The 25,211-nt window shown below is 56.9% G+C and carries 25 protein-coding genes; 4 read left to right on the forward strand and 21 right to left on the reverse strand.

Annotated elements, in window-relative coordinates; translation table 11 throughout:
* Nucleotides 1-7 precede the first annotated feature (7 nt).
* A complete protein-coding gene (locus tag AM379_RS10800; RefSeq protein ID WP_106503700.1) occupies nucleotides 8-760 on the reverse strand; it encodes an AraC family transcriptional regulator in 753 nt (250 codons plus the stop codon).
* A 154-nt stretch (nucleotides 761-914) separates the two neighbouring features.
* Between AM379_RS10800 and AM379_RS10805 the strand changes: the two genes are divergently transcribed.
* Nucleotides 915-2,285 (forward strand): NAD-dependent succinate-semialdehyde dehydrogenase, encoded by a 1,371-nt coding sequence (locus tag AM379_RS10805; RefSeq protein ID WP_041162414.1) that lies wholly within the window; start codon nucleotides 915-917, stop codon nucleotides 2,283-2,285.
* Between the two features lie 44 nt (nucleotides 2,286-2,329).
* Here AM379_RS10805 and AM379_RS10810 read toward each other — a convergent pair whose 3' ends face one another.
* Nucleotides 2,330-2,650, reverse strand: coding sequence for a hypothetical protein (locus tag AM379_RS10810; RefSeq protein WP_014168474.1), 321 nt, complete (start codon nucleotides 2,648-2,650; stop codon nucleotides 2,330-2,332).
* Nucleotides 2,650-3,195, reverse strand: a complete 546-nt coding sequence (locus AM379_RS10815) for a YfaZ family outer membrane protein (RefSeq protein ID WP_014168475.1) — start codon at nucleotides 3,193-3,195, stop codon at nucleotides 2,650-2,652. The genes AM379_RS10810 and AM379_RS10815 overlap by 1 nt, the downstream gene beginning before the upstream one ends.
* Nucleotides 3,196-3,607: 412 nt before the next feature.
* Between AM379_RS10815 and AM379_RS10820 the strand changes: the two genes are divergently transcribed.
* Nucleotides 3,608-4,966, forward strand: coding sequence for an esterase-like activity of phytase family protein (locus AM379_RS10820; protein ID WP_158701852.1), 1,359 nt, complete (start codon nucleotides 3,608-3,610; stop codon nucleotides 4,964-4,966).
* A gap of 46 nt (nucleotides 4,967-5,012) precedes the next feature.
* Here the strand turns inward: AM379_RS10820 and yjiA are convergent, their stop codons facing one another.
* From yjiA to hpaG, 14 genes are all read right to left on the reverse strand, one after another.
* Nucleotides 5,013-5,966, reverse strand: coding sequence for a GTPase (yjiA, locus tag AM379_RS10825; RefSeq protein ID WP_020885316.1), 954 nt, complete (start codon nucleotides 5,964-5,966; stop codon nucleotides 5,013-5,015).
* Between the two features lie 10 nt (nucleotides 5,967-5,976).
* The gene (locus tag AM379_RS10830) at nucleotides 5,977-6,180 is read right to left on the reverse strand and encodes a YbdD/YjiX family protein (protein WP_003856610.1); all 204 of its coding nucleotides are present in this window, start codon (nucleotides 6,178-6,180) and stop codon (nucleotides 5,977-5,979) included.
* A gap of 96 nt (nucleotides 6,181-6,276) precedes the next feature.
* Nucleotides 6,277-8,430, reverse strand: coding sequence for a carbon starvation CstA family protein (locus AM379_RS10835; RefSeq protein ID WP_014168479.1), 2,154 nt, complete (start codon nucleotides 8,428-8,430; stop codon nucleotides 6,277-6,279).
* Nucleotides 8,431-8,620: 190 nt separating this feature from the next.
* Nucleotides 8,621-9,538: a helix-turn-helix transcriptional regulator gene (locus AM379_RS10840; protein ID WP_047366576.1), complete on the reverse strand. Its 918-nt coding sequence runs from the start codon at nucleotides 9,536-9,538 to the stop codon at nucleotides 8,621-8,623.
* Between the two features lie 178 nt (nucleotides 9,539-9,716).
* Nucleotides 9,717-10,226 carry a 4-hydroxyphenylacetate 3-monooxygenase reductase subunit gene (locus tag AM379_RS10845; RefSeq protein ID WP_106503702.1) on the reverse strand — a complete coding sequence of 170 codons (510 nt, stop codon included), beginning with the start codon at nucleotides 10,224-10,226 and terminating at the stop codon, nucleotides 9,717-9,719.
* Between the two features lie 17 nt (nucleotides 10,227-10,243).
* Nucleotides 10,244-11,806 (reverse strand): 4-hydroxyphenylacetate 3-monooxygenase, oxygenase component, encoded by a 1,563-nt coding sequence (hpaB, locus tag AM379_RS10850; protein ID WP_014168483.1) that lies wholly within the window; start codon nucleotides 11,804-11,806, stop codon nucleotides 10,244-10,246.
* Nucleotides 11,807-11,970: 164 nt separating this feature from the next.
* Complete coding sequence (gene hpaA, locus AM379_RS10855) at nucleotides 11,971-12,882, reverse strand: 4-hydroxyphenylacetate catabolism regulatory protein HpaA (protein WP_014168485.1); 912 nt, start codon at nucleotides 12,880-12,882, stop codon at nucleotides 11,971-11,973.
* Nucleotides 12,883-12,891: 9 nt separating this feature from the next.
* A complete protein-coding gene (hpaX, locus tag AM379_RS10860; protein WP_050737531.1) occupies nucleotides 12,892-14,244 on the reverse strand; it encodes a 4-hydroxyphenylacetate permease in 1,353 nt (450 codons plus the stop codon).
* A gap of 21 nt (nucleotides 14,245-14,265) precedes the next feature.
* Nucleotides 14,266-15,063, reverse strand: coding sequence for a 4-hydroxy-2-oxoheptanedioate aldolase (gene hpaI, locus AM379_RS10865; protein WP_106503703.1), 798 nt, complete (start codon nucleotides 15,061-15,063; stop codon nucleotides 14,266-14,268).
* 9 nt (nucleotides 15,064-15,072) lie between these two features.
* Nucleotides 15,073-15,876, reverse strand: a complete 804-nt coding sequence (hpaH, locus tag AM379_RS10870) for a 2-oxo-hept-4-ene-1,7-dioate hydratase (RefSeq protein WP_020885309.1) — start codon at nucleotides 15,874-15,876, stop codon at nucleotides 15,073-15,075.
* Between the two features lie 78 nt (nucleotides 15,877-15,954).
* Entirely contained in the window at nucleotides 15,955-16,335 is a 381-nt protein-coding gene (locus AM379_RS10875) for a 5-carboxymethyl-2-hydroxymuconate Delta-isomerase (protein ID WP_020885308.1), read from the reverse strand.
* Nucleotides 16,336-16,344: 9 nt separating this feature from the next.
* Nucleotides 16,345-17,202 (reverse strand): 3,4-dihydroxyphenylacetate 2,3-dioxygenase, encoded by an 858-nt coding sequence (gene hpaD / locus AM379_RS10880; RefSeq protein ID WP_020885307.1) that lies wholly within the window; start codon nucleotides 17,200-17,202, stop codon nucleotides 16,345-16,347.
* A gap of 2 nt (nucleotides 17,203-17,204) precedes the next feature.
* On the reverse strand, nucleotides 17,205-18,671 hold the full coding sequence (gene hpaE / locus AM379_RS10885; RefSeq protein WP_106503704.1) for a 5-carboxymethyl-2-hydroxymuconate semialdehyde dehydrogenase: 1,467 nt from the start codon (nucleotides 18,669-18,671) through the stop codon (nucleotides 17,205-17,207).
* Complete coding sequence (hpaG, locus tag AM379_RS10890; RefSeq protein WP_063156966.1) at nucleotides 18,668-19,945, reverse strand: 4-hydroxyphenylacetate degradation bifunctional isomerase/decarboxylase; 1,278 nt, start codon at nucleotides 19,943-19,945, stop codon at nucleotides 18,668-18,670. Before hpaG ends, hpaE begins: the two co-directional genes overlap by 4 nt.
* 269 nt (nucleotides 19,946-20,214) lie before the next feature.
* On the opposite strand from hpaG, the gene hpaR reads away from it, so the two are divergent.
* Nucleotides 20,215-20,655: a homoprotocatechuate degradation operon regulator HpaR gene (hpaR, locus tag AM379_RS10895; RefSeq protein ID WP_014168494.1), complete on the forward strand. Its 441-nt coding sequence runs from the start codon at nucleotides 20,215-20,217 to the stop codon at nucleotides 20,653-20,655.
* Nucleotides 20,656-20,740: 85 nt separating this feature from the next.
* Nucleotides 20,741-22,405 carry a methyl-accepting chemotaxis protein gene (tsr, locus tag AM379_RS10900; RefSeq protein ID WP_025205618.1) on the forward strand — a complete coding sequence of 555 codons (1,665 nt, stop codon included), beginning with the start codon at nucleotides 20,741-20,743 and terminating at the stop codon, nucleotides 22,403-22,405.
* 68 nt (nucleotides 22,406-22,473) lie between these two features.
* Here tsr and AM379_RS10905 read toward each other — a convergent pair whose 3' ends face one another.
* The 4 genes from AM379_RS10905 to AM379_RS10925 form a co-directional block, all read right to left on the reverse strand.
* The gene (locus AM379_RS10905; RefSeq protein WP_032679573.1) at nucleotides 22,474-22,980 is read right to left on the reverse strand and encodes a GNAT family N-acetyltransferase; all 507 of its coding nucleotides are present in this window, start codon (nucleotides 22,978-22,980) and stop codon (nucleotides 22,474-22,476) included.
* 29 nt (nucleotides 22,981-23,009) lie between these two features.
* The gene (locus tag AM379_RS10910) at nucleotides 23,010-23,483 is read right to left on the reverse strand and encodes a hypothetical protein (RefSeq protein ID WP_020885303.1); all 474 of its coding nucleotides are present in this window, start codon (nucleotides 23,481-23,483) and stop codon (nucleotides 23,010-23,012) included.
* 1 nt (nucleotide 23,484) lies between these two features.
* Nucleotides 23,485-24,225 carry a winged helix-turn-helix domain-containing protein gene (locus tag AM379_RS10915; RefSeq protein WP_032679574.1) on the reverse strand — a complete coding sequence of 247 codons (741 nt, stop codon included), beginning with the start codon at nucleotides 24,223-24,225 and terminating at the stop codon, nucleotides 23,485-23,487.
* Nucleotides 24,226-24,483: 258 nt separating this feature from the next.
* Nucleotides 24,484-25,035, reverse strand: a complete 552-nt coding sequence (locus AM379_RS10925; protein ID WP_025205614.1) for a helix-turn-helix transcriptional regulator — start codon at nucleotides 25,033-25,035, stop codon at nucleotides 24,484-24,486.
* Nucleotides 25,036-25,211: the final 176 nt, after the last annotated feature.

Here is a 25,211-nt window from a genome sequence, read left to right on the forward strand (position 1 = left end):
TACGGCGTTACGTATCCTGATTATTGTCTGATATTGATCGGCCCGTCGCGTACTGGCGAGGCGTGGCGGCCGTGTAGCTGACGAAGGTTTTATGGAAATGGCTCTGGTCGGCAAACCCGCTCTGGTAACCGACATCGGCGAGATCATCTCCCGCACGCAGTCGCGCTTTGGCGTATTCCACGCGAGAGATGTTGAGAAAGCGTCCTGGCGTCAGGCCGGTGTCCTGTTTAAAGGTGCGGATTAACGTCTCTTTGCGCAGTGAAAACCGCCGGGCAAGGTCGTCAAGGGAAGGCGGAGCGGTGAGGTTCGACAGAAACGCCTCTTGCACCTGCTGACTCAATGAATGGGGCTTATCTGTACGGCCTGTAGAGGGGGGAAGGGCGCAAAGCAGTGCGTTCAGGGAGGCCGCGGTCATGTTCTCAACCACGTCAAGATAATGATTAAACAGCGCTTGGTCGCGAATGACCTGCAGTGCCAGCGAAAGGTCAGTGTCGATATACAGCATATGGTAGCTGCGTGGCTGCCCCGCCACCGGGTTGCAGCTGTGGGGAGCATGTGCCGGGATGACGATGATGTCGCCAGGGGTCAGGATATACTCCCTGTCATGGACTGTGCAGCACGTCTGGCCTTCCATGATTGCGCCAATGGAGAGCTGTGGATGACAATGACGTTTATACGCCTGGGTGCTCTGCCACGTGCTGCGCAGCTCGTGGCCGCAGGCGCGATGAAAGGTCTGGCGGATGTGTCGGGTCTCGGTCATGGGGGACTCCTGTCAGGAACGTTTTTTATACCATGCCCGCGCGACATGTTGCAGTACCACGCTAAGAACCTTCCGGATATACCCAACTTTACGTCCATCGCCAGTCATATTGTCTACCCTTAATACCCTAAGCGGTAAAACAAGGAGATTCGACATGGCTTACCAGACAGTAAATCCTGCCACAAACCAGCTCATCAAAGAATATCCCTCCCATACCGACGCGGATGTTGAAGCGGCGCTGAAGGCGGCCGATGCGCTTTACCATTCGGAGTGGGCAAAAGGCGACATTAACCAGCGCCTGCCGGTACTGCGTAAACTTGCGGACCTCATCGACGAACGTACGGAGGATCTGGCCAGAATTGCCAGCAAGGAGATGGGTAAGCTCATTGAGCAGAGCCGCGGTGAAGTGAAACTGTGCGCGCAAATCGCCCGCTACTACGCGGATAATGCCCAACGGTTCCTCGCCCCGGTGAAGTACGACTCCGAACTCGGGGAAGCGTGGGTCGAGCACCACCCTATTGGCGTGCTGATGGCCGTTGAGCCGTGGAACTTCCCTTATTACCAGCTGATGCGTGTCCTCGCCCCGAACCTGGCGGCCGGTAACCCGGTGATCGCCAAACACGCCAGCATCGTGCCGCACTGTGCAGAGACGTTTGCACATCTGGTGCGCGAGGCCGGTGCACCGGAAGGGGCGTGGACCAACCTGTTTATTTCGTCGGATCAGGTGGCGAACATCATCGCCGACGATCGTGTACAGGGTGCCGCGCTGACCGGTTCCGAAAAAGCGGGTAGCGTGGTCGCGGCGCAGGCGGCGAAGCACATCAAAAAATCGACCCTGGAGCTGGGCGGTAATGACGTCTTTGTGGTGCTGGATGATGCCGATCTGGAGAAGGCCGTGAAGACGGGCGTGAATGCCCGACTCAATAACGCCGGCCAGGTCTGTACGGCGGCGAAGCGTTTCATCCTGCATGAGAAGATTGCGGATGCCTTCCTCGCGAAATTCACCGAGGCGTTTAAGCAGGTGAAGATTGGCGATCCGCTGGACGAGAGCACCACCCTGGGGCCGCTGTCCTCTCAGGATGCGCTGAAAACGTTGACCACACAGGTCAACGAGGCGGTGAAAAACGGCGCGACGCTGCATTACGGTGGCAAACCGGTGCAGCGTGACGGGTGCTTCTTTGAGCCGACGATCCTGACGCATATCTCGCGCGACAACCCGGCCTACTTTGAGGAGTTCTTCGGCCCGGTGGCGCAGATCTATGTGGTGAAAAATGATGACGAAGCGGTCGCACTGGCGAACGATTCCCACTATGGTCTGGGCGGCGCGGTGTTCAGCAAGGATATCGAGCGGGCGAAGAAAATGGCGTCGCGTATTGAGACCGGCATGGTGTATATCAACTGGCTCACCGATACCGCGCCAGAGCTGCCGTTTGGCGGCGTGAAGCGATCCGGTTACGGACGCGAACTGTCGGACCTGGGGATCAAAGAGTTTGTGAACCAGAAGCTGGTGGTGGTGCGTAAGTAACTCCGCGAATAAAAAACCTGCCATCCGGCAGGTTTTTTTTGAGGTTATTGCACTTCAATCTTGTCCCAGCCGCTTTTGAACATGCAGCTGTCGACTAAGGTATCCCGGCGATATTCATTCGCGTCTTCAACCGTGTAGCTCGTGGAAATATCCTTTTTCTTTTTCGATTTGTCCATTTTTTCCGAGCTCGAACCGGTCACAACATTGTCCGGGGGCAGATCAATCAGGGCCTGTGCTTCGCATTCCGTGAGCTTTTTATTCATCTCAGCGTCACTGACTCCCGGTTTCACCCATTTATACTGGACGCAACCGGTGAGCATAAGCGTGATGCTCAGAACGCAAAGCGCGGTAATGCGGTGTTTCATCAGAAGGTGACTCCACCGCCTACATATGCGCCGTCGATCAGCGTGTGGCCAGGGCGACCGTCTTTGCCGTCAACGCTTACGTGACGATAACCCACTTTCAGCGTCACAGGCGTGATTGGCGTCCAGCTCACACCGCCGTTGGCTTCCACGTAGTTTTTCACGCTGTTGTTCAGACCTTCTGGTGCGGCATACCCTTCGCCAAACACGTGGATGCTGTCGGTCAGCGCAACGTTAATACCGCCACCGATGGGGAATGCCACGCCGTTATCGCCTTTTTTCGGGCCAAGGTAGATTGCTTTGGCACCGGCATTCAGCATCACCGGGCCCACTTCCAGGTTGTAACCGGCGCCAACGCCACCTGTTTGCGTGCCGTCGTCGGTGTTTTTGAGCCAGTTGCTTTCAAGGTACACGCCGGATGAGGATTTACCCATTTCCAGATTAAGGTTAGTAAAGTTTTTACCTTGCTCAATCGTGCCGCCCATAGCCAGCGCGGAACCCGACAGGACGGTCAGAGCAGAAAGAAGAAGAACATTCAGTTTTTTCATGTTTTATGCCTCGTCATTAATTTCATCTGAGGCCACCTTAACAAGCGATGTTTATGACTGCAAATGTGATTAAGGTCGTGTTTTTATGCTGTTTTTGTTAATGGCTGGCTTTTGAAATGTTGCTTTCATGTTTAGTTATCGCCGGGTCAATATGTATTGCCTGGACGTTTAGGACAGGTTTAGTTTTTTGACTAAATAGACACTGAACGAGACAGAGGATAACCGTTTGACATGAATTAATTGGCTTTCTAATAATTTCCAGAAACATTTCAAATTTTACACTTTGTGGTTTAGTTTTACATTTCTGGCGGTTCATGCTCCTGCAATTGCCTGCCCGCGTATCTCTGCGGTGTCATTTTCCTGACACGTTTGTTCTTTACGTTGTTGGCTTCACTTTCTGGATACTAACAATATGAAAAGAAAAATTATTCCTGTGCTTATCGGTTGTGCGCTCTCTTTCTCTGGCCTGGCGGCGCAGCCCACGGCCGAACACTATGTTGTCAGCTTCCCCGAAGGCACGCGCGTGAGCTACAGCGGCGCGTTTGCCGGTGCGTTCCCGAAGGGGCTCCCGGTCGGGATTGGCTCTGGCCTGCTGTTTACCGGTAAACAGGGCGATACCCTGACGTTTGCGACCGTGACCGATCGCGGTCCGAATGCGGATTCGCCGAAAGTGGGGAAAGACGAAGCCAAAATCTTTGTCACGCCCGATTTCGCTCCGCTGCTGATGACGATTCGCGTACAAAATGGCAAAGCGGAGGCCGTCGATGCACGCCCTCTGCATGACGATAAAGGCGAGATCAACGGTCTGCCGCTGCAAAGCGGCGTGATTGGCTCGACCAATGAAGTGGCGTTCAGTGACACGTTAAAGGTGCTGAAGGGCGACAATCGCGGGCTGGATACGGAAGGTATCACGCCGGACGGTAAAGGCGGTTACTGGCTGTGCGACGAGTACGGTCCGTTCCTGATTAACGTCGACAGCAAAGGCAAGATCCTGGCGATTCACGGTCCGCAGGCGGCGGAAGGCGAGAAATCCATCGCGGGCGGCTTGCCGAATATTATTAAATGGCGTCAACCAAACCGGGGCTTTGAAGGACTGACCCGTATGCCGGACGGGCGTATCATTGCCGCGGTGCAAAGCACGCTGGATATCGACGGCAAAAGCAAAAAACAGGCGCTGTTTACCCGCCTGGTGAGCTTCGACCCGGCGACCGGGAAAACCGCGATGTACGGTTATCCCATCGACAGCGCGGCCTACAGCAAAAACAGTGACGCCAAAATCGGCGATATTGTGGCGCTTGATAACCAGCAGCTGCTGCTGATTGAGCAGGGCAGCGATAAAAACGATGGCATGCGCAACCTCATCTACAAGGTGGACCTCAGCAAGGCGAGCGATCTGACACGCTTCGATAAGCCGGGCGAATACCCGGAGTTTGATGACGAGAAGACGCTGGCCCAGCGCGGCATTTCGCTGGCGGCTAAAACCCAGGTCGTGGATTTGCGCGCGCTTGGCTGGCAGCAGGAAAAGGCCGAAGGGTTAGCGCTGATTGACAACAAAACGCTGGCGGTCGCGAACGATAACGACTTTGGCGTGAAGGTGGCGATGGAAAATCCGGTCGAGGGCAAGAAGCTCAAGGATTATCGGGTGAATTCGCAAGGTGTGCTCACGATTGATGATAAACCGGTTGCGACCACCCTCGCCGTGAAGCCGCTGGCGAAGCCGGCGTCAGAAAGCGAACTGTGGATTGTGACGCTGCCCGACGCGCTGAAATAATCTCACAGCCCTCTCCTCAACTGCGGAGAGGGCTGCGTTCGTACGGTTATTTGCGCAGTGCTGCAAACGCTGTCCGGATCTCGTCTTCCGGCAGCTGTAGCCCAATAAACACCATGACGCTTCGCGGCGTTTCATCTCCCCATGGTCTGTCCCAGTCCGCGCTGTACAGCCGCTGTACGCCCTGGAACAGCAGGCGGTTCGGTTCGCCATCAATCCACAGCATCCCTTTGTAGCGCAACAGCCTGTCGGCAAAAGAGAGCAACAGGTTTTCCATGACGCGGGAGACGTCGCTGATATCCACCGGGTAATCCAGCTCGACCACAATCGACGAGACGTCGTTTTGCTTATCTGCCATAAAGTGGAAGCGCGGCGTCGAGGTGACATGCTCTTCCAGCATAAAGCCGTTGGTGTTGAACAGCTGCGAGAGGTCGATATCACCGTGCGTCGCGATGTAAATCGGCGCGCGCGAGTTGATACGCGTCAGGCGCTCGCGCAGTTTTTCGCTGTCGCCCGCCACGTCGGTTTTGGTCAGCAGGATGCGATCGGCGTAGCCCACCTGCGACTGGGCGAGAGTGAACTGGTTCATCTGTTCGTCGGCATGAACCGCATCGACCAGCGCAATGACGCCGTCCAGCAGGTAGCGCTGGCAGAGGATCTCATGGGCGAAAAAGGTCTGAATAATCGGGCCGGGGTCGGCCATACCGGTGCATTCAATCACCAGGCGGTCAAAATCGATTTCACCGCGATCGCGGCTGTCGAGCAGATCCAGCAGGGCATCTTCTAATTCATTCGAGCGGGTGCAGCAGATGCAGCCGTTAGTCAGGGTCTTGATCTGCGTGGCGCGATCGCCAATCAGCTGATCGTCGACCGAGACTTCGCCGAATTCGTTTTCGATCACGGCGATTTTGAAGCCGTGCTGCGCGTTCAGAATGTGGCGCAGCAGGGTGGTTTTACCGGCGCCAAGGAAACCGGTCAGCAGGGTGACGGCAATCGGGGTCATGGTCTCTCCTTTAGCAGCAGCGTACGCCGCCTTCTCCACTCCCGCCGTAGCGCGCTTCCTGACGCTCGCGGAAGAATTCGGTATAGGTCATGTACGGTTTATCCGGATGGTTGGTCTTCATATGCTCAACGTAGTTGTCATAGTCCGGAATGCCAATCAGCATTTTCGCCGCCTGACCGAGGTATTTTTTCGCTTCGCCTAAGTTACCAAACATTGTGCCTTCCAGATAGAAAAAGCCCGGCAGGGGCTGCCGGGCGTAGTTTCCCTTCACCCTAACCCTCTCCCGGAGGGAGAGGGTTGCGAGGGCGGATTAGTGGTGTGAAGAGGTCTTCACGCCGCCTTCCGGTACCGGGACATACGGGGTTTCTTTATCCGTACGACCGTCGGCGTTACGCACGTTCAGCCAGGTTTTGATGCCGTAGAAGATGATGCTGTACACCACCACCAGGAACAGAATGCTCAGACCTGCGTTGGTGTAGTTGTTCACCACGATGTGGTTCATGTTGGCAATCTGCTGGGCAGTGAGGTCCGCGCCGCCTGCGGCAATTTTCTCTTTGTACTGGTTAGCCATGAAGAAGAAGCCTTCCAGCTGCGGATTGGCGCTGAACAGTTTCAGACCAAGCGCCCAGGTGGTGCAGAGCAGCAGCCACAGCGCAGGGATCACGGTGACCCAGATGTATTTGGTGCGTTTCATCTTCACCAGTACAACGGTGCCAAGAACCAGGGCGACAGCGGCCAGCATCTGGTTAGAGATACCGAACAGCGGCCACAGGCTCTTCACGCCGCCCAGCGGGTCGACAACGCCCTGATACAGCAGGTAGCCCCACAGACCCACGCAGCCCGCGGTTCCCAGAATACCCGCCACCAGAGAGTCGGTTTTCTTCAGGAACGGCACGAAGTTACCCAGCAGGTCCTGCAGCATAAAGCGTCCTGCACGGGTACCGGCGTCCAGCGCGGTCAGGATGAACAGCGCTTCAAAGAGAATACCGAAGTGGTACCAGAAGCCCATGTCCGCCCACGGCAGCACTTTGTGGAACACGTGTGCGATACCCACTGCCAGCGTCGGTGCGCCACCGGCGCGGTTCAGGACTGACGGTTCGCCAATGTCTTTCGCGGTCTGCATGATCTGCTCAGGCGAAATCACGAAGCCCCAGGAGCTGACGGTTGCGGCAGCATGTGCGCTCGCATCTTTCAGCTGCGCCATGATCAGCGCCGCGTTATCACCGCCCATCTCATGCAGGTTTGGCATGGTAATGCCCAGGCCTGCCGGAGGGGTGTTCATCGCGAAGTAGAGACCCGGTTCGATGATGGACGCGGCAACCAGCGCCATGATCGCCACGAAAGACTCCATCAGCATTGCGCCGTAACCAATCAGACGCGCGTCTTTTTCGTTAGCCAGCAGCTTCGGTGTGGTACCGGAAGCAATCAGGGCGTGGAAGCCAGAGACCGCACCGCAGGCAATGGTGATAAACAGGAACGGGAACAGCGCACCTTTCCACAGAGGACCGGTGCCGTCGATGTACTGGGTCACTGCCGGCATTTTCAGATCCGGGTTAATCACCAGGATGCCGATCGCCAGACCGACGATAACGCCGATTTTCAGGAAGGTCGCCAGGTAGTCACGCGGTGCCAGGATCAGCCAGACCGGCAGCAGAGCGGAGACAAACGCATACCCAATCAGCGCGAAGGTGATGGTGGTGTCCTTGAAGGTCAGCGCCGGGCCCCAGTACGGGTCGTGCGCAATCACGCCACCGAAGTAGATGGATGCAACCAGCAGCACAATACCAATCACCGACACTTCACCCACGCGACCCGGGCGGATAAAGCGCATGTAGATACCCATGAACAGCGCAATCGGCACGGTAGAGCAGACGGTGAAGACCCCCCACGGACTTTCGGCCAGCGCTTTCACCACGATTAACGCCAGCACCGCGAGGATGATGATCATAATCAGGAAGCAGCCGAACAGTGCGATGGTCCCCGGCACGCGGCCCATCTCCTCTTTGACCATCTCACCCAGAGAGGCGCCGTTACGGCGAGAAGAGATAAACAGCACCATAAAGTCCTGCACCGCCCCGGCCAGCACTACGCCCGCGAGCAGCCACAGGGTACCAGGCAGGTAGCCCATCTGCGCGGCCAGAACCGGGCCGACCAGCGGACCCGCACCGGCGATAGCGGCAAAGTGGTGACCAAACAACACGTAGCGGTTGGTGGGCACGTAGTTGAGGCCGTCATTATTAATGACCGCCGGAGTGGCACGCGTCGGGTCGAGTTTCATGACCTTCTGCGCGATGTATAAGCTGTAGTAGCGATAAGCAACAAGATAGACGGAGACAGACGCAACGACGATCCACAGGGCGCTTACGTGTTCGCCCCGGCGTAGTGCGACAACCGCCAGACAAAAAGCGCCGAGGATCCCGAGTAACGCCCAGGGCACGTGCTTCAGTAGTTTTTTCGTATCCATAGTAAGACCTGGTTTTTTATGTAATGAAAAAGGGTCAGGGTTCGTTATGAGGAGGTATTGATTAATGCTGGAGCGATCGTGCCAGAACCACGCGCGTGTAAAGACAGGTAAATGAATGAGCGGTTGAAAGGACCAGGTGAGCGGTCAAAGAGGGCGGCGAGTGGTTCCGTCTCGCCGCCGCCGGGAGAAATTATGTGATTGAGATCACGTGGTTATCTGCTGTGCGCTCTACCGCCAGATAATTTTCCAGCGTTTTAAGCAGCTTCTCTTTTAGCCAGTTGGGCTCCAGAATTTGAATATTCGGCAGCCAGTAGAACAGCAGCGGCAGGATCTGGTTCTCGTGTGCCGCCTGACAGCGCAGCGTGACGCCGTTGTGCTGCTCACCGACAAGCTCCTGTTCCGGCAGCAGGTCGCGGCGCATAAAGTAATGTGAAATAGTATCTTTAATGAATATTTTCACTTCGAAAGTGTCTTCCGACACCCACGGATCGCGGCTTTTTTCCAGCAGCCCGAGCGCATTTTCTTCCGGCGTGAAGGTTTTTTGTTGAATATCAAACCAGCTAATCTGACTCAACGAGAAGGATTTTAGCCGGCTATTCTCGGTGGCTTGTAAATACCATATATTTTTATTGTTAATGAGTTTATAGGGATTAATCAGGCGGGTTTTACCCTTATAAACGATCTGGCATACATTACGATTCTTAATCGATTTCTCGATTTTCGATAAATAGCGACGAATATCACGTTCTACCGTGTGCTCTGCTTCGTTGCCAAGAATAAGAATATGATTTTCGTCAACGCGTGTTTCAAGTTTCTGCCAGAATTCCGTATTTCTTTCCGGGAAAAAGCTATCGGCATTCAGGAAGTTAGCAATCGTGTGATGTAATCCTTGTCCACCGGGAGATTGTGCGGAGTGGATCAGACGATACAGCCCGTTACCAGTATGTTCCACAATAGGTGAAAGCGCATTTAAATCCCGGTAGACGGTGCGCTCGGTAATTTTAAATTTTTCCATGAGCGCACTGCGGTTTACCACACCATTTAAATGTAACTCAACCAGAATATCGACCAGACGTTCAGCCGAGCGGCTCCGCGTCGATTTAGCCATAAGGTCTTCCTGTATATTAGGGTATGCGCTGAATGATGCGGGTCGCACTGACATGTATTGTCAGTATTCAGACACAGAAAATTTCTCTTATGGCTATATAACGGCGTGATTAAGCGGAAACCTTAGGAATTTTTGTGGAAATTGGCGCTGGCCGGGAAACGGCCAGCGCAGGAGGGGGTCACACTGCGGCTTCAGCCTCCATCATGACGGGGTGGAAACGGCGTTTAAAATAGATCAGGCCGTGTCCCGCTTCGCTCAGAATGATGTTTTTAATTTCAACGAGATAAACCAGATGGGTGCCGATGGTTTGCACCTGGCTAATCTCGCCTTCAAGGCTTGCCAGCGCGCCCTTCAGCACCGGTTGCCCCTGCGGACCTTTCTGCCAGCAGGAGAGGGCAAAGCGATCGTCCATTGCCATGCCGGTCATCCCGGCGAAGTGGCGGGCCATGATCTCCTGCTCATGGTTCAGCACGTTGACGCACAGCTTACCGTTACCCTGGAAAACCGGGTTAATGGCGCTGTTGGCATTGATGCAGACCATCAGCGATGGCGGGGTGTCCGTGACTGAACAGACGGCGGTGGCGGTGATACCGCAGCGTCCTGCATCGCCCTCGGTGGTGACAACGTTAACCGCCGCCGACAGGCTGGCCATCGCATCGCGAAAACGCAGGCGTTGTTCTGTATGCATTAAAACCTCCCGCTGCGTTATTTCAGCAGCTTATCCAGCATGTTGATATCGGAATTATTGTGCAGGTGCGGCACCGTCCAGCCATGCTGGTCGTACTCGGACATGCAGCGGTCGACCATTGCCATCATTTTGTCCATGTTGCCAGAGCTCTGTGCCTGACGCAGACACTGCAGACGGATTTCGTCCTGGCTGCCGGAGTAGTTGATCTCATACAGCTCGTGACGACCACCAAACTCGCTGCCGATGGCATCCCACATCAGTTTCAAAATCTTAATGCGTTCCACGTGATCCATGCCGTTGGAGCCGCGCACGTATTTCGCCAGATACTGGTCGATCTGCGGATTGTTCAGGTCTCGCGCGCTGGACGGCAGATAGATCAGGCCGCTGGTGACGTTACGCTCGATGATGTTCTTGATCTTCGCATAGGCCATCGGGGCCATGACGCGGTAGGTCTGCAGTGCCGCGTGATCCGGCAGGTACGCACCATTCACCCACGGTGTGGCTTCAGAACACATGGAGTCGCTCAGCGCCCAGAACATGTTGCGCCAGGCCACCACTTCCCCGAGATCCGCCTGCACGCCGCGGAACTCCAGGGTGCCGGTACACTCCAGCGATTTCTTCAGCAGCGCGGTAATGAAATCGAGCTTCACCGCCAGACGTACGCAGGCCTGCAGCGGGTACATGCGGGCAAAACCGCCTTCCATGGTCCAGCGACGGCAGCGATCGAAATCGCGGTAGATCAGCACGTTTTCCCAGGGGATCAACACATGATCCATCACCAGGATCGCGTCGTTTTCGTCGAAACGGCTGGAGAGCGGGTAGTCGTATGGAGAGCCGGTCGCACCTGCCACCATTTCGTAAGAGGCGCGAGAGATCAGCTTCACGCCTTCGGCGTCCATTGGCGCAACGAACATCAGCGCGAAGTCCGGGTTTTCGCCCATGACCTGCGCGGAGCCAAAACCGATCATGTTGTAGTGAGTCAGCGCCGAGTTGGTTGCCACCACTTTTGCGCCGCTAACGATGATCCCGGCGTCGGTCTCTTTTTCCAGCTTGATGTAGACGTCTTTTACTTCGTCCGCCGGTTTGTGACGGTCGATGGGGGGGTTAACGATGGCGTGGTTGAAGTAAAGCCCGGTTTCCTGAATACGGGTGTACCAGTTACGGGCGTTCTGTTCGAACTGGCCGTAGAACGCCGGATTGGCACCGAGCGCGCAGCCAAACGCCGCCTTGTAGTCCGGGGTGCGGCCCATCCAGCCGTAGCTCAGGCGCGACCACTCGGCGATGGCGTCACGCTGTTGACGCAGGTCGTCGGCGCTTTTCGCCACGCGGAAAAACTTATGGGTGTAGCCGCCGCTGCCGGTATCGGTGCCCCAGCACAGCGTGTCCTGCATGTCAGGCTTGTGCAGCGCATCGTACATCTGCGCGATGGAGGCTGCCGCATTGCGAAACGCCGGATGAGTGGTCACGTCTTTGACGCGCTCGCCGTAGATATAAATCTCACGGCCATCCTGCAGGCTTTTTAAATACTCTTCACCGGTTAACGGACGTTTGGCATCAGCGCGGAAATCTTCAGGCTTCATAGGGACCTCGTATCGGAATAGTGATGTTAAATTTATGTTTTGTTTTTGTTGTTTAATTGAAGCCTGAGCGGGGGTGAACGTGAAGGGACGATTGGGACAACGGCTGGTACTTTTCGCATATGATCGCAGAGTGTGATTTCCCTCACCCTGAACCCGGGAGAGGGTCAGGGCTGGGGTGGGGTAACAGACGACACCGGTACTTTTTGTGCCCGATACGCGCTCGGCGAACACCCCACTAACCGATTAAAAAACCGGGCAAAATAGGCCGGGTCTTTAAATCCCAGCTGCCAGGCGATTTCGCTGACCGCGCTGTCGGAGAAGAGCAGCATCCGCCTCGCTTCACGCAGCTGACGGTCAAAAATCAGCCGCTTCGGCGGGCGGTTGGCGAAGCGCCGGCAGATATCGGTCAGACGCGATTCGGTCAGGTGCAGTTCGCTGGCATATTCCGGTACCGTCCAGTGCTCATGAAAATGGACGTCAATCAACTGGGTAAAGCGCTGGAACAGTTTCAGCTCGCCGCGCATGCCGCTGGCGGCGTGATCGTCGAGCTTCGCGTTGCGCAGCAGCAGGGTGAACACCGCCTGGGCTAGCAGAACCAGCGTGTGTTCGCGCCCGGGCAGTTGTTCCGTCGATTCCCGGGCAATCAGCGGCCAGTAGTGCTTCAGCGCCGCCAGTTCGTCCGGCTTATCGGCCAGCGACAGGCAGATCCCCGGCAGGCCAAAGGCTTCCCGCGTGCCGGGGTAGAGCACTTCCAGCAGCGGCCAGATCAGATCCTCGCGCACCGTCAGAACGTGCCCGTCGCTGTCGGATTCGGTAATAAACGCGTGCGGCACCGACGGGGGCGTGAGCACAAATAGCGGAGCCTGCACCGAGTAGCGGTGATCGTCGAGCTGCAGTTCGATCTGTCCGGTATCCAGAAAGTGCATCTGAAAATACTGGTCGTGACGGTGAGCCTGCATGTCGCGGCCAAAAAAGGCCGCCATGCGGGCGAACGACTGATAGTGAACATCATCCGTTCCCAGACTTTCGTCGTACTCTTTGCTGATGTCGATATTCGCGATCGGGTTCTGGCACATAGCCGCTCCTTACGGGATTTTCTGCGCCGCCATACCTGGCTCGTGCTCAAGGCTCTCCCGCTGCGTCATCGGGATACGTGTCAGCACCAGCGCGCCGACCACCAGCAAGCCGGCAACAAACCACAACCCGGAGCTGAAGCTGCCGGTGCTGTCACGCAGAATGCCGATCAACAGCGGGCTGACGGCGGATCCGACGTTACCGATGGCATTGATCACCGCCAGTGCGACCGCCCGCGACTGCAGGCTAATAACCCGATCCGGCGTGGTCCAGAAGATCGCCATGGCGGTAAACGATCCGGTTGAGGCCATGATGATGCCAAGCAGCTGGATCAGGCTGTGGTGGGTCGCCGAGGCCAGTAACCATCCTGCCGCCGCAAAGAGGTACGGCAGAATGGTGTGCTTTTTTCGCTCTTTCAGCCTGTCGGAGCGGCGGCTCCACCAGATCATCCCGAGGATGGTGCAAAACTGCGGGATCGCCGCCAGCAGGCCAATCACAATGTTGCTGCTGCCGGTGTTGAAGCTCTGCAGGATCTGCGGCGTCCAGATATTTATCGCGCTCAGGGTGTTCGTGAGGCAGAAATAGGCCAGGGTATAGAGCAGCACGGCCGGGGTAAACACTTCGCGCAGCGTCGAACGCGGAGTGACGGGGCGGGCGATGGCCGACTCCTGCTCGCGGGCGATCATTGTTTTAAGCGCCTGCTTTTCGTCGTCATCCAGCCAACTGGCCTGATCCGGCGTGTCGTTCAGGTAGAACCACGTCACAACGCCGAGCACCACGGACGGTAGCCCCTCCAGCAGGAACAGCCATTGCCAGCCTTTCAGGTCCCACAGCCCGTCCATGGCCAGAATATAACCGGAGAGGATCGAGCCGAGCATCATGGTCACCGGCATGGCGATCATAAACAACGCATTGGCGCGGGCGCGGTGGTAAGCAGGGAACCACCAGGTGAGATAGACGAGGATCCCCGGCAGGAATCCGGCCTCGGCAATGCCCACCAGCATGCGCAGCACATAGAGCGTGTGCGGGCTGGTGGCGAACATGGTGCAGGTGGAAGCGATGCCCCACACCACCATGATCCCGGCGATCCAGCGCCGGGCGCCGACCTTCGCCAGCATGATGTTGCTGGGGATCCCACATATCACGTAGGTGACGTAAAACAGGGTGGCGGCCAGGCCAAACATGGTCGAGGTGAGGCCCAGATCTTTGCCCATCGTCAGCCCGGCAAAGCCGATGTTAATGCGGTCAAGAAACGAGAAGACAAACAGGATAAAGAGAAACACGATCAAACGACGAAACAGCTTCTGAATAACGCGGTGTTCTACAGCTTTATTATCATGGGTTTGCAGGGTAGAGGTCGTCATGTTGCGCTCCACATCGTACGTTTAGTAGACGGATTTATTGTTATTTACTGACGTAACCGGGATATCGATAAAACGTGCCGCCAGCGCCTCGGCGCTGCGTGCAAGCAGGGTGGTGTCGACCCCGACGGCGACAAACAGCGCGCCAAGCTCGAGGTAGCGTTTTGCCAGCGGCTCGTTAGCCATCAGGATGCCGGGCGCTTTGCCTGCCGCACGGATCTGCGAAATGGCCTTCTCGATGGCGGCCTGGACTTCCGGGTGCTGCGGATTTCCGGCAAAGCCCATGTCGGCGCTCAGATCCGCCGGGCCAATAAACACCCCGTCCACGCCTTCCACATCGAGGATGTGCGGCAGATTTTTCAGCGCCTCGCGCGTTTCAATCTGCACCAGCACGCACATGGCATCGTTAGCGCGCTGCAGGTAATCAGGCGTGCGGTTCCAGCGCGAGGCACGAGCCAGCGCGCTGCCCACGCCGCGGATCCCCGTCGGTGGATAACGCGTGGCGTGCACCGCCAGCCGGGCTTCATCGGCGTTTTGTACCATCGGCACCAGCAGGGTTTGCGCCCCGACGTCCAGCAGCTGTTTGATCTGGACCGGGTCGTTCCACGACGGGCGTACCACCGGCTGGCTGGCGTAAGGCGCGATCGCCTGCAGCTGGGTCAGGACGGTTTGCACGTTATTGGGCGCGTGCTCTGCGTCGATCAGCAGCCAGTCGAAACCCGCACCGGCCAGCAGCTCGGCGCTGTAACTGCTGGTCAGCCCCAGCCAGAGGCCGATTTGCGGTTTTCCGGCGCTGAGCGCCGCTTTGAATCTGTTTTCCATGGTGGTCTCCTAAACAAAACGGCAGCTGATGGAGCCCATCTTGCCGTAGTCCACGTGGAAGGTATCGCCCTTGCTGGCCGGCACCGGGCGGGTAAACGAACCGCCGAGGATGATTTGGCCAGGCTCCAGCTGAACGTCGTACGGCGCGAGTTTATTGGCAAGCCATGCCACACCGTTGGCCGGGTGGTTGAGCACGCCCGCGGCGACCCCGGTCTCTTCAATGACGCCGTTGCGGTAGAGCAGCGCGGAGATCCAGCGCAGATCCAGCTCGTCGGGTTTAATCGGGCGACCGCCAAGGATCACACCTGCGTTGGCGGCGTTATCGGAGATGGTATCGAACACCTTGCGTGGACGCTGGGTCTCGGGATCGATGTTGTGGCAGCGGGCGTCGATCAGCTCCAGCGCGGGGATGACGTAATCCGTGGCGTTGTAGACATCGAACAGGGTGCAGTTTGGGCCGCGCAGGGGTTTTGCCAGCACGAAGGCCAGCTCCACTTCGATGCGCGGGACGATAAAGCGGTCGGCAGGGATATCGCCGCCGTCGTGGAAGAACATGTCGTCGAGCAGAGCGCCGTAGTCCGGCTCGCTAATCTGCGAGCTGGCCTGCATCGCTTTGGAGGTGAGGCCAATCTTGTGGCCTTTCAGCACGCGACCTTCGGCGATTTTCAGGCTCACCCATTCGCGCTGTACGGCGTAGGCGTCGTCAAGGGTGATCGTCGGGTAGTCGAGCGAGATCTGGCGGATCTGCTCCCGGGACTGCTCCGCCTGATGCAGACGATGGGCGATCAGGGTATGGGTGTGTTTATCGAGCATGGCGATTTCCTGTTGTTGCCGGGTGGCGTGCTGCTCACCCGGCTTGCGTTCAAAGCCGTTGTCGGCCCGGTAAGGGCGCTACTTAAACAAAGCGTGCACGTTGTTCTGCTTGTAATTGAGCGTCGGGTGCAGCTCGTCTATTTCAAAAGAGAGCGCCAGATAGCGCGATGCCATCAGGTCGGCGAAGTGGGTTTTAATCAGCTCAAACAGTGCCTTTCCCACCGCCTCCCGGCTCTCCAGACTGCGCCCGGCGCCAATCTTCAGCGTCATATGCACAAAGGCGTAATCATGCTTACCGTCGGCCATCTGCCAGGTGTCCAGCCAGTGCGCGCGGCTACGGATACCGCCGAGTGGGAAGATTCCCGTGGCGGCAAGCGCGTCGTTCACTTTGGCGAACAGTGCTGGCAGGTCCGCCTGCTCGCGGATGTTGTCAGTGCATTCAGCAATAAAGTGCGGCATGGTGGCTCCTTACGCGGACGCGGGCAGGGGGAAAACGGCGTTAACCTGGCCGGTGCCGGAGCTGGGGAACAGCTCGGTGAGGAACTCCACCTTGCCGTCGTATGTGTCCCAGCCGAGCATCCCCAGCAGCATCACCGTGTCGTGCATGTTGCCCTCGCCGTAGCAGTAGTGGGCATACTCCGGCAACATGCTGCAGAACTCCCTGAACTTGCCTTCACGCCACAGCTTCACCACGCGTTCGTCCATCTGACGGTCGAACTCGCGGGTGTAGCTGTTCATTCCCTCTTCGGCGCGCTGGTCGTCGATAAAACGGTGCGACAGCGAACCGCTGGCGAGCACCGCCACGGTGCCGTCATATTTCTGAATCGCGCTGACGATGGCCTCGCCCAGCCTGCGGCTGTCGGCGAAGTCGTGGACGGTGCAGAACGCGGCGATAGAGATCACTTTGAAGTGCTTATCGCTGTTCATGTAGCGCATCGGTACCAGCGTGCCGTACTCCAGCTTGAGGCTCGGGATGTTGTGCGCTTTGGCACGTACACCGAGTTTCACCGCTTCGTCGGCGATAAGCTGGCCGAGCGCCGGGTTACCGTCGTAGTCGTAGGTCATGTCGCGGATAAAATGCGGCAGCTCGTTGCTGGTGTAGATGCCGGAGAAATGATCCGCACAGTTGATGTGGTAGGCGCTGTTCACCAGCCAGTGGGTATCGAACACAATAATGGTGTCGACGCCCAGCTCCCGACAGCGCTTGCTGATTTCTTTATGTCCGTCGATGGCGGACTGGCGGCAGCCGTGGTTTTTTCCCGGTAACTCAGAGAGGTACATTGATGGAACGTGGGTAATTTTTGCCGCTAACGCTAACTTGCCCATACTCAGATCCCCCATTTTGGAATCGGATGGTCGCCCATGGAGATGCAGACGTTTTTCATTTCAGCGAACACCTCGAAGCTGTATTCGCCCCCTTCGCGCCCGGTACCGGAAGCCTTCACGCCGCCAAACGGCTGACGCAGGTCGCGCACGTTCTGGGTGTTTACAAACACCATTCCGGCTTCGATATTGCGCGCCAGGCGCAGCACTTTGCTGACGTCCTGGGTCCAGATGTATGACGCCAGGCCGTACTCCACGTCGTTAGCCAGACGCAACCCTTCGGCTTCGTCCTTAAACGGCAGCAGGCAGGCAACCGGCCCGAAGATCTCTTCCTGGGCCACGCGCATCCGGTTGTCGACGTCTGCCAGCACGGTCGGGCGCAGGAATTTGCCGTTTTTCAGGTGAGCAGGGAGATCGGTGGGTTTGTCAGGGCCGCCCGCCAGCAGGGTCGCACCCTCTTCAATGCCAAGACGGATATAGCCGGAGACTTTTTCCCAGTGCTGCTGGCTGATCAGCGCGCCAACCTGAGTGTTCGGATCGGTCGGGTCACCCACGCGCAGACGGTTCGCGCGCTCGGCAAAGCGCCTGACGAATTCCGGGTAGATGCTCTGCTGAATGAAAATGCGTGAGCCAGCGGTGCAACGCTCGCCGTTGATGGAGAAGATGGTGAACAGGGCGGCATCCAGCGCGCGTTCGATATCCGCATCTTCAAAAATCAGCACCGGAGATTTCCCTCCCAGCTCCATGGAGTATTTCTTCAGTCCGGCGTTTTTCATGATGTTGCGCCCGGTGGCGGTGCCGCCGGTAAAGGAGACGGCGCGCACGTCGTGGTGACGTACCAGCGCATCGCCCGCCGTTGCGCCATAGCCCTGCACCACGTTCAGCACGCCCGCCGGAATACCGGCCTCCAGCGCCAGCTCGCCCAGACGGTCGGCGGTCAGCGGGGAGAGCTCAGACATCTTCAGCACCGCGGTGTTGCCCAGCGCCAGGCACGGCGCAACCTTCCAGGTGGCGGTCATAAACGGCACGTTCCACGGCGACACCAGCGCGCAGACCCCCACCGGCTGCACCAGGGTGTAGTTGAGCATCTTGTCGTCGACCGGGTAGGTTTTACCGTTCATCTGCTGGCACACTTCGGCGAAGAACGCGAAGTTGTGCGACGCGCGTGGTATAAGCACGTTTTTGGTCTGGTGGATCGGCAGGCCGGTGTCGGCGGTCTCGAGGGCCGCAATCTCCGGAACGTGTTGATCGATAAGATCCCCGAGGCGACGCATCAGGCGTGCGCGCTCTTTCATCGGCAGGTTAGCCCACGTCGGGAATGCCTCTTTGGCCGCCGCCACGGCCTGATGAATTTCAGCTTCACCGCCGGACGCGACCTCCGCCAGCACCTCTCCGGTGGCCGGGTTAGTGGTGTGGAAGTAATCACTTCCTGCGACGTTTTTACCGTTAATCCAATGGTTTATTTTTTTCATTTTGCAGTCTCCTCACTGACAATGCGGTTCACCAGGCGGCCCACGCCCTCTACTTCCACGACCACTTCGTCGCCAGGCTGTACGTCAGACAGACCCTTTGGCGTGCCGGTGGCAATCATGTCGCCGGGCTGCAGGGTCATAAACTCGCTGAGATAGGCAATCAGAAACGGGATGCTGAAGATCAGATCGGCAGTGGTCCCTTGCTGGCGCAATTCACCGTTCACGAAGGTGCGCAGGGTTAAGTTATGCGGGTCGGGAATGGCCTCTTTCGGCACGATATGCGGGCTGAGGGGGGTCAACCCGTCGCGGCTTTTCACCCGCAGGTTCGGGCGGTAGTAGTTTTCCAGGTAGTCACGGATGGCGTAATCGTTGCAGACGGTATAGCCCGCGACATAGTCCATCGCCTCGCGCTCACTGACCTTGTGCGCCGTTTTGCCGATGACCACCACCAGCTCCGCCTCGTAGTGCATGTACTCAATGTTGTTCGGGCGGACCGAGGTCTGGTTATCGCCGGTCACGGTGTTGGGGGCTTTGATAAACACCAGCGGTTCCGTTGGCGGCGTAAACGCCAGCTCGCTGGCGTGATCGGCGTAGTTCAGACCAAGCGCGAACAGCGTGGCGTGCGGATGTGGGCCTTGCGCATGGGCGACCTCGCGTTCATCAACCACCGGGTTTTCCAGGGACGGGAAGCCTTTCGCCAGAATGCGTACGCGATCGCCCGGCTGCAGCGGGACGCGCGAGTGTGGGGTGCCGAGCAGAATGGCATCGCCCGGACTGAGGGTGGCGAACTCGCTCAGGGCGCTCAGCAGTTCGGCGGCATTGCGCTGCAGGTCAGCGGTGTTCCAGTGGTCCGCTTCCCGGCCGTTAATTTCGGTGACGATGGTCAGGTTATCAACGTGGTCGACGGCGGCCAGCTCTCCCAGCGGACAAAAGCCGTCGCGGCATTTGGCCTTGATCGCCGGGCGATAAAAACTCTCTTCCGGCAGGCTCACTTCGTTGGCAAGCGCGTAACCGGCGATGTACTCCGCCGCCTCGTCCACGGGAACGTTACGCGCCGTTTTACCCACAACCAGCGCTACCGTGGCACCGCTTAACACGGTTTCTCCCTGCGGGAAGGGAATGGGGTCGCCCGTGCGGATCACGGTGTTATGCGGTTTGATAAACCACACGGCGGTTTTTGGTGGCGTGTTGTAGGGGGCTTTTTCAAACGCGTTGCGCCAGGCATCGCGCTGGCTCTGGTGGTTCAGCGCTACGGCAAAAACAGTACCTTTCATTCACTTACTCCTCAGGCCGGACGTCCGGCCTGTGATTTCATTAATATGTTAATGATCTGGTTGTATGCCTTTGCTGTTTATTTCGCAACCAGAAGTGAATAATTTGTGATATGAATAACAATAAATTTACATAAAGAGATTAAAGGCTATATTTATCATTGCGTTAATAAATCAGGCTTGTTTCTGTTAGACTTTTTGTCGTAAAACGCGTTGTTTGTAAAACCAGCAGAACTGAATTGTTCATGTGTTAATGATTACCGGGAGAGGCTATGCATGATTCATTAACGATCGCCCTGTTACAGGCGCGGGAAGCGGCGATGTCTTACTTCCGCCCGATTGTGAAACGGCATAACCTGACCGAGCAGCAGTGGCGCATCGTGCGCGTGCTGGCCGAACATCCGTCGATGGATTTTCACGATCTGGCGTTTCGCACCTGTATCTTGCGTCCCAGCCTGACGGGCATTCTGACGCGCATGGAGCGTGACGGTCTGGTGCTGCGCCTTAAGCCCGTAAACGATCAGCGCAAGCTGTACGTATCGCTGACCAAAGAGGGGAACAGGCTATACGAGCGTGCCCAGGCGCAGGTGGAAGAGGCGTATCAGCAAATCGAGGCCGAATATACGCCAGCGAAGATGCAACAGCTGACAGCGCTGCTGGAAGAGTTTATTGAACTGGGGAACCGGCATATCACAGCGCGCGAAGAAGAGTAAAAACCACAAATTTAAGGATGATTTTCGTAAAGTTTTCCCTTTCCAGGCCGAAAATCCTGTTATCTGTCTGATGGAAAGCGAAAACATGTTAAACCGTATCAAGATTGTCACCAGCTTAATGCTGGTATTAGCGATATTTGGCCTTTTACAACTCACATCCGGTGGTCTTTTCTTCAATGCCCTCAAGCATGACAAAGAGAATTTCACCGTCCTGCAAACCATTCGCCAGCAACAGTCCACGCTGAACGCCAGCTGGGTTGCCCTGCTGCAAACCCGTAATACCCTGAACCGTGCGGGTATCCGCTACATGATGGATCAGAGCAATATCGGCAGCGGCGCGACCGTGAACGATCTGATGCAAATTGCGGCGGCTTCTCTGAAACAGGCAGAAAAAAACTGGGCTGAATACGAAGCCCTGCCACGCGATCCGCGTCAAAACGACGCCGACGCGACGGAGATCAAACGTAACTACGATATCTACCACGGTGCACTGGCGGAGCTGATCCAGCTGCTGGGCGCGGGCAAAATCAACGCCTTCTTCGATCAACCTACCCAGAGCTATCAGGATGGTTTTGAGAAGCAGTACGTGAACTATCTGCAGCAGAACGACAAGCTGTATCAGATGGCGGTGGAAAACAGCAATAGCTCCTACAGCCAGGCAATCTGGGTGCTGATTAGCGTACTGATTGCGGTGCTGGTGGTGATCGTGGCCGTGTGGCTGGGTATCAAGCAGGCGCTGATTTCGCCACTTACCCGTCTTATCGACAACATTCGTCATATCGCCAGCGGCGATCTGGTGAAGCGCATCGAGGTGCAGGGCGCTAACGAGATGGGTGAACTGGCCGACTCGCTGCGTCATATGCAGGGCGAGCTGGTCCGTACCGTTGGCGATGTGCGTAACGGTGCTAATGCCATCTACAGCGGCGCGAGCGAAATCGCGATGGGTAACAACGATCTCTCTTCCCGTACGGAACAGCAGGCCGCATCCCTGGAAGAGACCGCTGCCAGCATGGAGCAGCTGACGGCGACCGTTAAGCAGAACGCCGAGAACGCCCGTCAGGCGAGCAACCTGGCGCTGAGCGCGTCTGAAACCGCGCAGAAGGGCGGTAAAGTGGTGGATAACGTGGTGCAAACCATGCGTGACATCGCGGGCAGTTCGCAGAAAATTGCCGACATTATCAGCGTGATCGACGGCATCGCGTTCCAGACCAACATCCTGGCACTGAACGCCGCGGTAGAAGCGGCACGTGCGGGCGAGCAGGGCCGCGGATTTGCCGTTGTTGCGGGTGAAGTCCGTAACCTGGCACAGCGCAGCGCCCAGGCAGCACGTGAGATCAAGAGCCTGATTGAAGACTCTGTTGGCCGCGTGGAAGTCGGGTCTACCCTGGTAGAAAGCGCCGGCGAAACCATGGGTGAAATCGTTAATGCGGTAACCCGCGTGACGGACATCATGGGTGAAATCGCCTCTGCGTCTGATGAGCAGAGCCGCGGTATCGATCAGGTGGGTCTGGCGGTGGCTGAGATGGATCGCGTGACCCAGCAGAACGCCTCGCTGGTGGAAGAGTCTGCCGCGGCGGCAGCGGCACTGGAAGAGCAGGCGAGCCGTCTGACTCAGGCCGTGGCCGTGTTCCGCATTCAGCAGGAGCAGATGAAAGCCCGCGAGCAGGCCTCAGCGAAAACCGCTGCGGCCCCTGTGATGGCGCGTAAAGCCGCGACCACCGATGCGGGCGAAAACTGGGAAACGTTTTAATCCTGCCACAGTGCCGGGGGGCGGCTACGCCTGACCCGGCCTGTGATGGGGCGTTTTGCAGGCCGATATCACAGAGGCAGGCGCATGGCACAGCGGGAGTCATACGCGAAACCGTGCGCCGCTTCTTCCTCTCTTTTCTGACGCAGTTCAGGCGTTAGCATCGTCACCGTTTCAAACCCGAGTCGCGCATAAAACGGCGCATTCCACGGCACCTCGCAAAAGGTGGTCAGCGTCAGCGATGTCAGCCCCAGCGTGCGGGCATGGTCTGCGGCGCAGGCGATAAGTCGCCGACCTATTCCTCTTCCCTGCCACTCCCGATGAACCGAGAGTTCGACAATAAACAGCGATGACGGATGGGCTTCTGCAAGGATAAACCCGACGGGCAGGTCGTTTGCCAGCGCCAGCCAGCTTAACCCGCGTTTCGCGTAATCAAGATGATGTTCCGCGCAAATGACGTCGCCGTCTGCAAGCCAGGCCAGTTCGGGGACGTCCCGAAAATGCTCGCCTGCCGCGCGCTCGATGGCGGGCAGGGCAGCAACATCTTTGGGCGTCGTCGGTCGAAAGAGAATGTTCATGGCGGAAAGTATACCCCGACCAGCCGCGCCTATTCTGAACAAATCAGGACCGGCGCATAGAAATTGCTGATCACCAGCGCGTCTTCCGGCGTGCGTTCAATCTTCAGAAGTCTTTTGTTCCCCGGCGTCAGGCCGGCGACGTACTTTTCAAAGACCCCCGGTGGCAGGGTGTCATGGCTAAAGCGCGCCACGCTTTGTATGAATATTTCATAGAGTGAACCCTCAACGTGCCGCCACGTGAACATCTCCTGGCGGGAAACATCCCAGTGATGTGGCTCGTTAACCACGTCGCCGTTAAGCGTAAGGTACCCTGTGTTGTCGGGCTGAAAGCGCAGCGTAACCTCCCCTTCAAAGGAGAAATCATGATCGTCATGTCGGGCTGAAAATGTCAGGTTTCCTGCACAGGTTCCGGACAGCGGAGGCGTGTAGACGTACCACGCCAGCGTCACACCAATCAGCAACAGATTGAGCGCCAGAATAAGCCACACTTTTTTTTGTTTCATATCACCACTCGTAAAAGTAAAGCGTTCGGCAGGCGCTGGCTTTACCGTCCGTGAGAGAACACTGGGAAAGGACCAGCCGCCCTTCGTGGCCATAGAAAAGTGTTCTCTGGATGTGCATATAGAAAATAGAGTTTTTCAGGCAGGGCAGATTACCTTCGCGCTGAAGCGTCTGCGCCAGCGCCATAGCCTTAGTGTGAAACACATCTGCCAGCGGGGCGAAGGTGTAGACCGGACAGGTGCCAATGTGGGTGAGCAGATGAGTGTCACTGTACTGGTGCGCCTGTTTCGTCAAACAGGCGCCGATGCACAGCGCCACGACCATCAGCGTGAGTACACCGCAGAATAGCCATTCTGGCTGAATGCGTCGTGAGGCCGGGACCGACTCCACGACGGGAAAATCGTCCTCCAGGGGCGTTACCGCGATATCAGCACTGAGCATAAAGCCCGTTTTCGGCACGGTGACGATAAACAGGGTGTCGGGCAGCAGGCTCGACAGCATTTTGCGCACAATACTGATGTATTGATTTAACGAATTGTTGGACCCCTGGAGCCCACGTTGATCCCAGACATCACTCAGAAAGGTGTCACGTTCGACGACGTTGCCGTGATGCTGAACCAGCAGCTTCATGATGGCGTTGGCGGTACAGGTGAGGATTTGTCTGTCCAGATCGGGTGCATTGATAAGAGAAACAGAACCGTCTTCGTCGTTATAGACGATGGCGTCAGCAAGCAGGTATTTCATAAGTTATTGTAATACAGAAAAAATAACAAAAAAGAAGATAAGGCTGTGCCTTGTCGGACATAACACGCTGGCTATTTTAACGCCATTGTTACCGATAACATTGATCCAGACAAGATTTAAAGCAATTTACTCGTGCAGTCGGATTACCACGTCATCCCAACGTGGCGGGAAGGGCATAGCGAGACAGCAGCGCCAGCATCAACAGCCAGAGAATGAGACAGGGAAGATGACGCCGCATGATCTTATTTCCCGACGTGATTAGCCGTGCAGTGACAAACACGATGCCGGGTAGTCGAGCAGGAAGAGTTTGCGATGGAATTCCGCCAGGTTCTGGCAGTGAAATTTGTTCATCGCGTTACGCTTGTGGGTGTAGATCGTTTTCGGGGATTTATTCAGGATCTGCGCGATGCGAACCGGGCTGAAGCCGTTGCGGAACAGCATGCAAACCCGAAGCTCCTGGCAGGTGAGCGTGGCGTTTTTTACGCTTGCGAACGGCGTGTTCTGAAAACAGCGGCTGAGCTGCGCGAGTGACAGGTTTCCCGCCACCACGTGGACACGCTCACCCCCCAGAATGATTTTAATATCGTTGACGCGGGACGCATCGGTGAATACCAGCCACCCTTTTTTGACGCGGATATTCAACATCAGTTGCCGCAGGGGCAGGATCCCCTCAGGGCTCACGTCGTTAATCCAGAAAATTTCAGGGCAGGGGTCCACACTCTGCGAGATGAACGTCTTCAGGCCCAGCCACAAGAAGGCATTGCCGCTTAAAACGATGACCTTATAGTCGGCATTCAGTGTCTGCGGCATCAGGGTTTTTTCCCCTGATAGCGCTGGTCGTACTCCGCTGCGCTGTGCCAGGGTGGATTCGAACGTATGGCCGGTTAGCATGATAAAAAGTGGGTAACTCTCTCAGGGTGTAAGGAGTTACACATTCTGGGATATGATTTCTTTTCTGGTGAATTTATAAATAAAAATGAGAGATA

The organism is Enterobacter cloacae complex sp. FDA-CDC-AR_0132, from assembly GCF_003010695.1.
Lineage (GTDB): Bacteria > Pseudomonadota > Gammaproteobacteria > Enterobacterales > Enterobacteriaceae > Enterobacter > Enterobacter ludwigii.

What these genes read in the sequence shown, in the direction of transcription:
- AM379_RS10800 (WP_106503700.1), bottom strand. Translation starts at nt 760, where the DNA reads ATGACCGAGACCCGACACATCCGCCAGACCTTTCATCGCGCCTGCGGC.
- AM379_RS10805 (WP_041162414.1), top strand. Translation starts at nt 915, where the DNA reads ATGGCTTACCAGACAGTAAATCCTGCCACAAACCAGCTCATCAAAGAA.
- AM379_RS10810 (WP_014168474.1), bottom strand. Translation starts at nt 2,650, where the DNA reads ATGAAACACCGCATTACCGCGCTTTGCGTTCTGAGCATCACGCTTATG.
- AM379_RS10815 (WP_014168475.1), bottom strand. Translation starts at nt 3,195, where the DNA reads ATGAAAAAACTGAATGTTCTTCTTCTTTCTGCTCTGACCGTCCTGTCG.
- AM379_RS10820 (WP_158701852.1), top strand. Translation starts at nt 3,608, where the DNA reads ATGAAAAGAAAAATTATTCCTGTGCTTATCGGTTGTGCGCTCTCTTTC.
- yjiA (WP_020885316.1), bottom strand. Translation starts at nt 5,966, where the DNA reads ATGACCCCGATTGCCGTCACCCTGCTGACCGGTTTCCTTGGCGCCGGT.
- AM379_RS10830 (WP_003856610.1), bottom strand. Translation starts at nt 6,180, where the DNA reads ATGTTTGGTAACTTAGGCGAAGCGAAAAAATACCTCGGTCAGGCGGCG.
- AM379_RS10835 (WP_014168479.1), bottom strand. Translation starts at nt 8,430, where the DNA reads ATGGATACGAAAAAACTACTGAAGCACGTGCCCTGGGCGTTACTCGGG.
- AM379_RS10840 (WP_047366576.1), bottom strand. Translation starts at nt 9,538, where the DNA reads ATGGCTAAATCGACGCGGAGCCGCTCGGCTGAACGTCTGGTCGATATT.
- AM379_RS10845 (WP_106503702.1), bottom strand. Translation starts at nt 10,226, where the DNA reads ATGCATACAGAACAACGCCTGCGTTTTCGCGATGCGATGGCCAGCCTG.
- hpaB (WP_014168483.1), bottom strand. Translation starts at nt 11,806, where the DNA reads ATGAAGCCTGAAGATTTCCGCGCTGATGCCAAACGTCCGTTAACCGGT.
- hpaA (WP_014168485.1), bottom strand. Translation starts at nt 12,882, where the DNA reads ATGTGCCAGAACCCGATCGCGAATATCGACATCAGCAAAGAGTACGAC.
- hpaX (WP_050737531.1), bottom strand. Translation starts at nt 14,244, where the DNA reads ATGACGACCTCTACCCTGCAAACCCATGATAATAAAGCTGTAGAACAC.
- hpaI (WP_106503703.1), bottom strand. Translation starts at nt 15,063, where the DNA reads ATGGAAAACAGATTCAAAGCGGCGCTCAGCGCCGGAAAACCGCAAATC.
- hpaH (WP_020885309.1), bottom strand. Translation starts at nt 15,876, where the DNA reads ATGCTCGATAAACACACCCATACCCTGATCGCCCATCGTCTGCATCAG.
- AM379_RS10875 (WP_020885308.1), bottom strand. Translation starts at nt 16,335, where the DNA reads ATGCCGCACTTTATTGCTGAATGCACTGACAACATCCGCGAGCAGGCG.
- hpaD (WP_020885307.1), bottom strand. Translation starts at nt 17,202, where the DNA reads ATGGGCAAGTTAGCGTTAGCGGCAAAAATTACCCACGTTCCATCAATG.
- hpaE (WP_106503704.1), bottom strand. Translation starts at nt 18,671, where the DNA reads ATGAAAAAAATAAACCATTGGATTAACGGTAAAAACGTCGCAGGAAGT.
- hpaG (WP_063156966.1), bottom strand. Translation starts at nt 19,945, where the DNA reads ATGAAAGGTACTGTTTTTGCCGTAGCGCTGAACCACCAGAGCCAGCGC.
- hpaR (WP_014168494.1), top strand. Translation starts at nt 20,215, where the DNA reads ATGCATGATTCATTAACGATCGCCCTGTTACAGGCGCGGGAAGCGGCG.
- tsr (WP_025205618.1), top strand. Translation starts at nt 20,741, where the DNA reads ATGTTAAACCGTATCAAGATTGTCACCAGCTTAATGCTGGTATTAGCG.
- AM379_RS10905 (WP_032679573.1), bottom strand. Translation starts at nt 22,980, where the DNA reads ATGAACATTCTCTTTCGACCGACGACGCCCAAAGATGTTGCTGCCCTG.
- AM379_RS10910 (WP_020885303.1), bottom strand. Translation starts at nt 23,483, where the DNA reads ATGAAACAAAAAAAAGTGTGGCTTATTCTGGCGCTCAATCTGTTGCTG.
- AM379_RS10915 (WP_032679574.1), bottom strand. Translation starts at nt 24,225, where the DNA reads ATGAAATACCTGCTTGCTGACGCCATCGTCTATAACGACGAAGACGGT.
- AM379_RS10925 (WP_025205614.1), bottom strand. Translation starts at nt 25,035, where the DNA reads ATGCCGCAGACACTGAATGCCGACTATAAGGTCATCGTTTTAAGCGGC.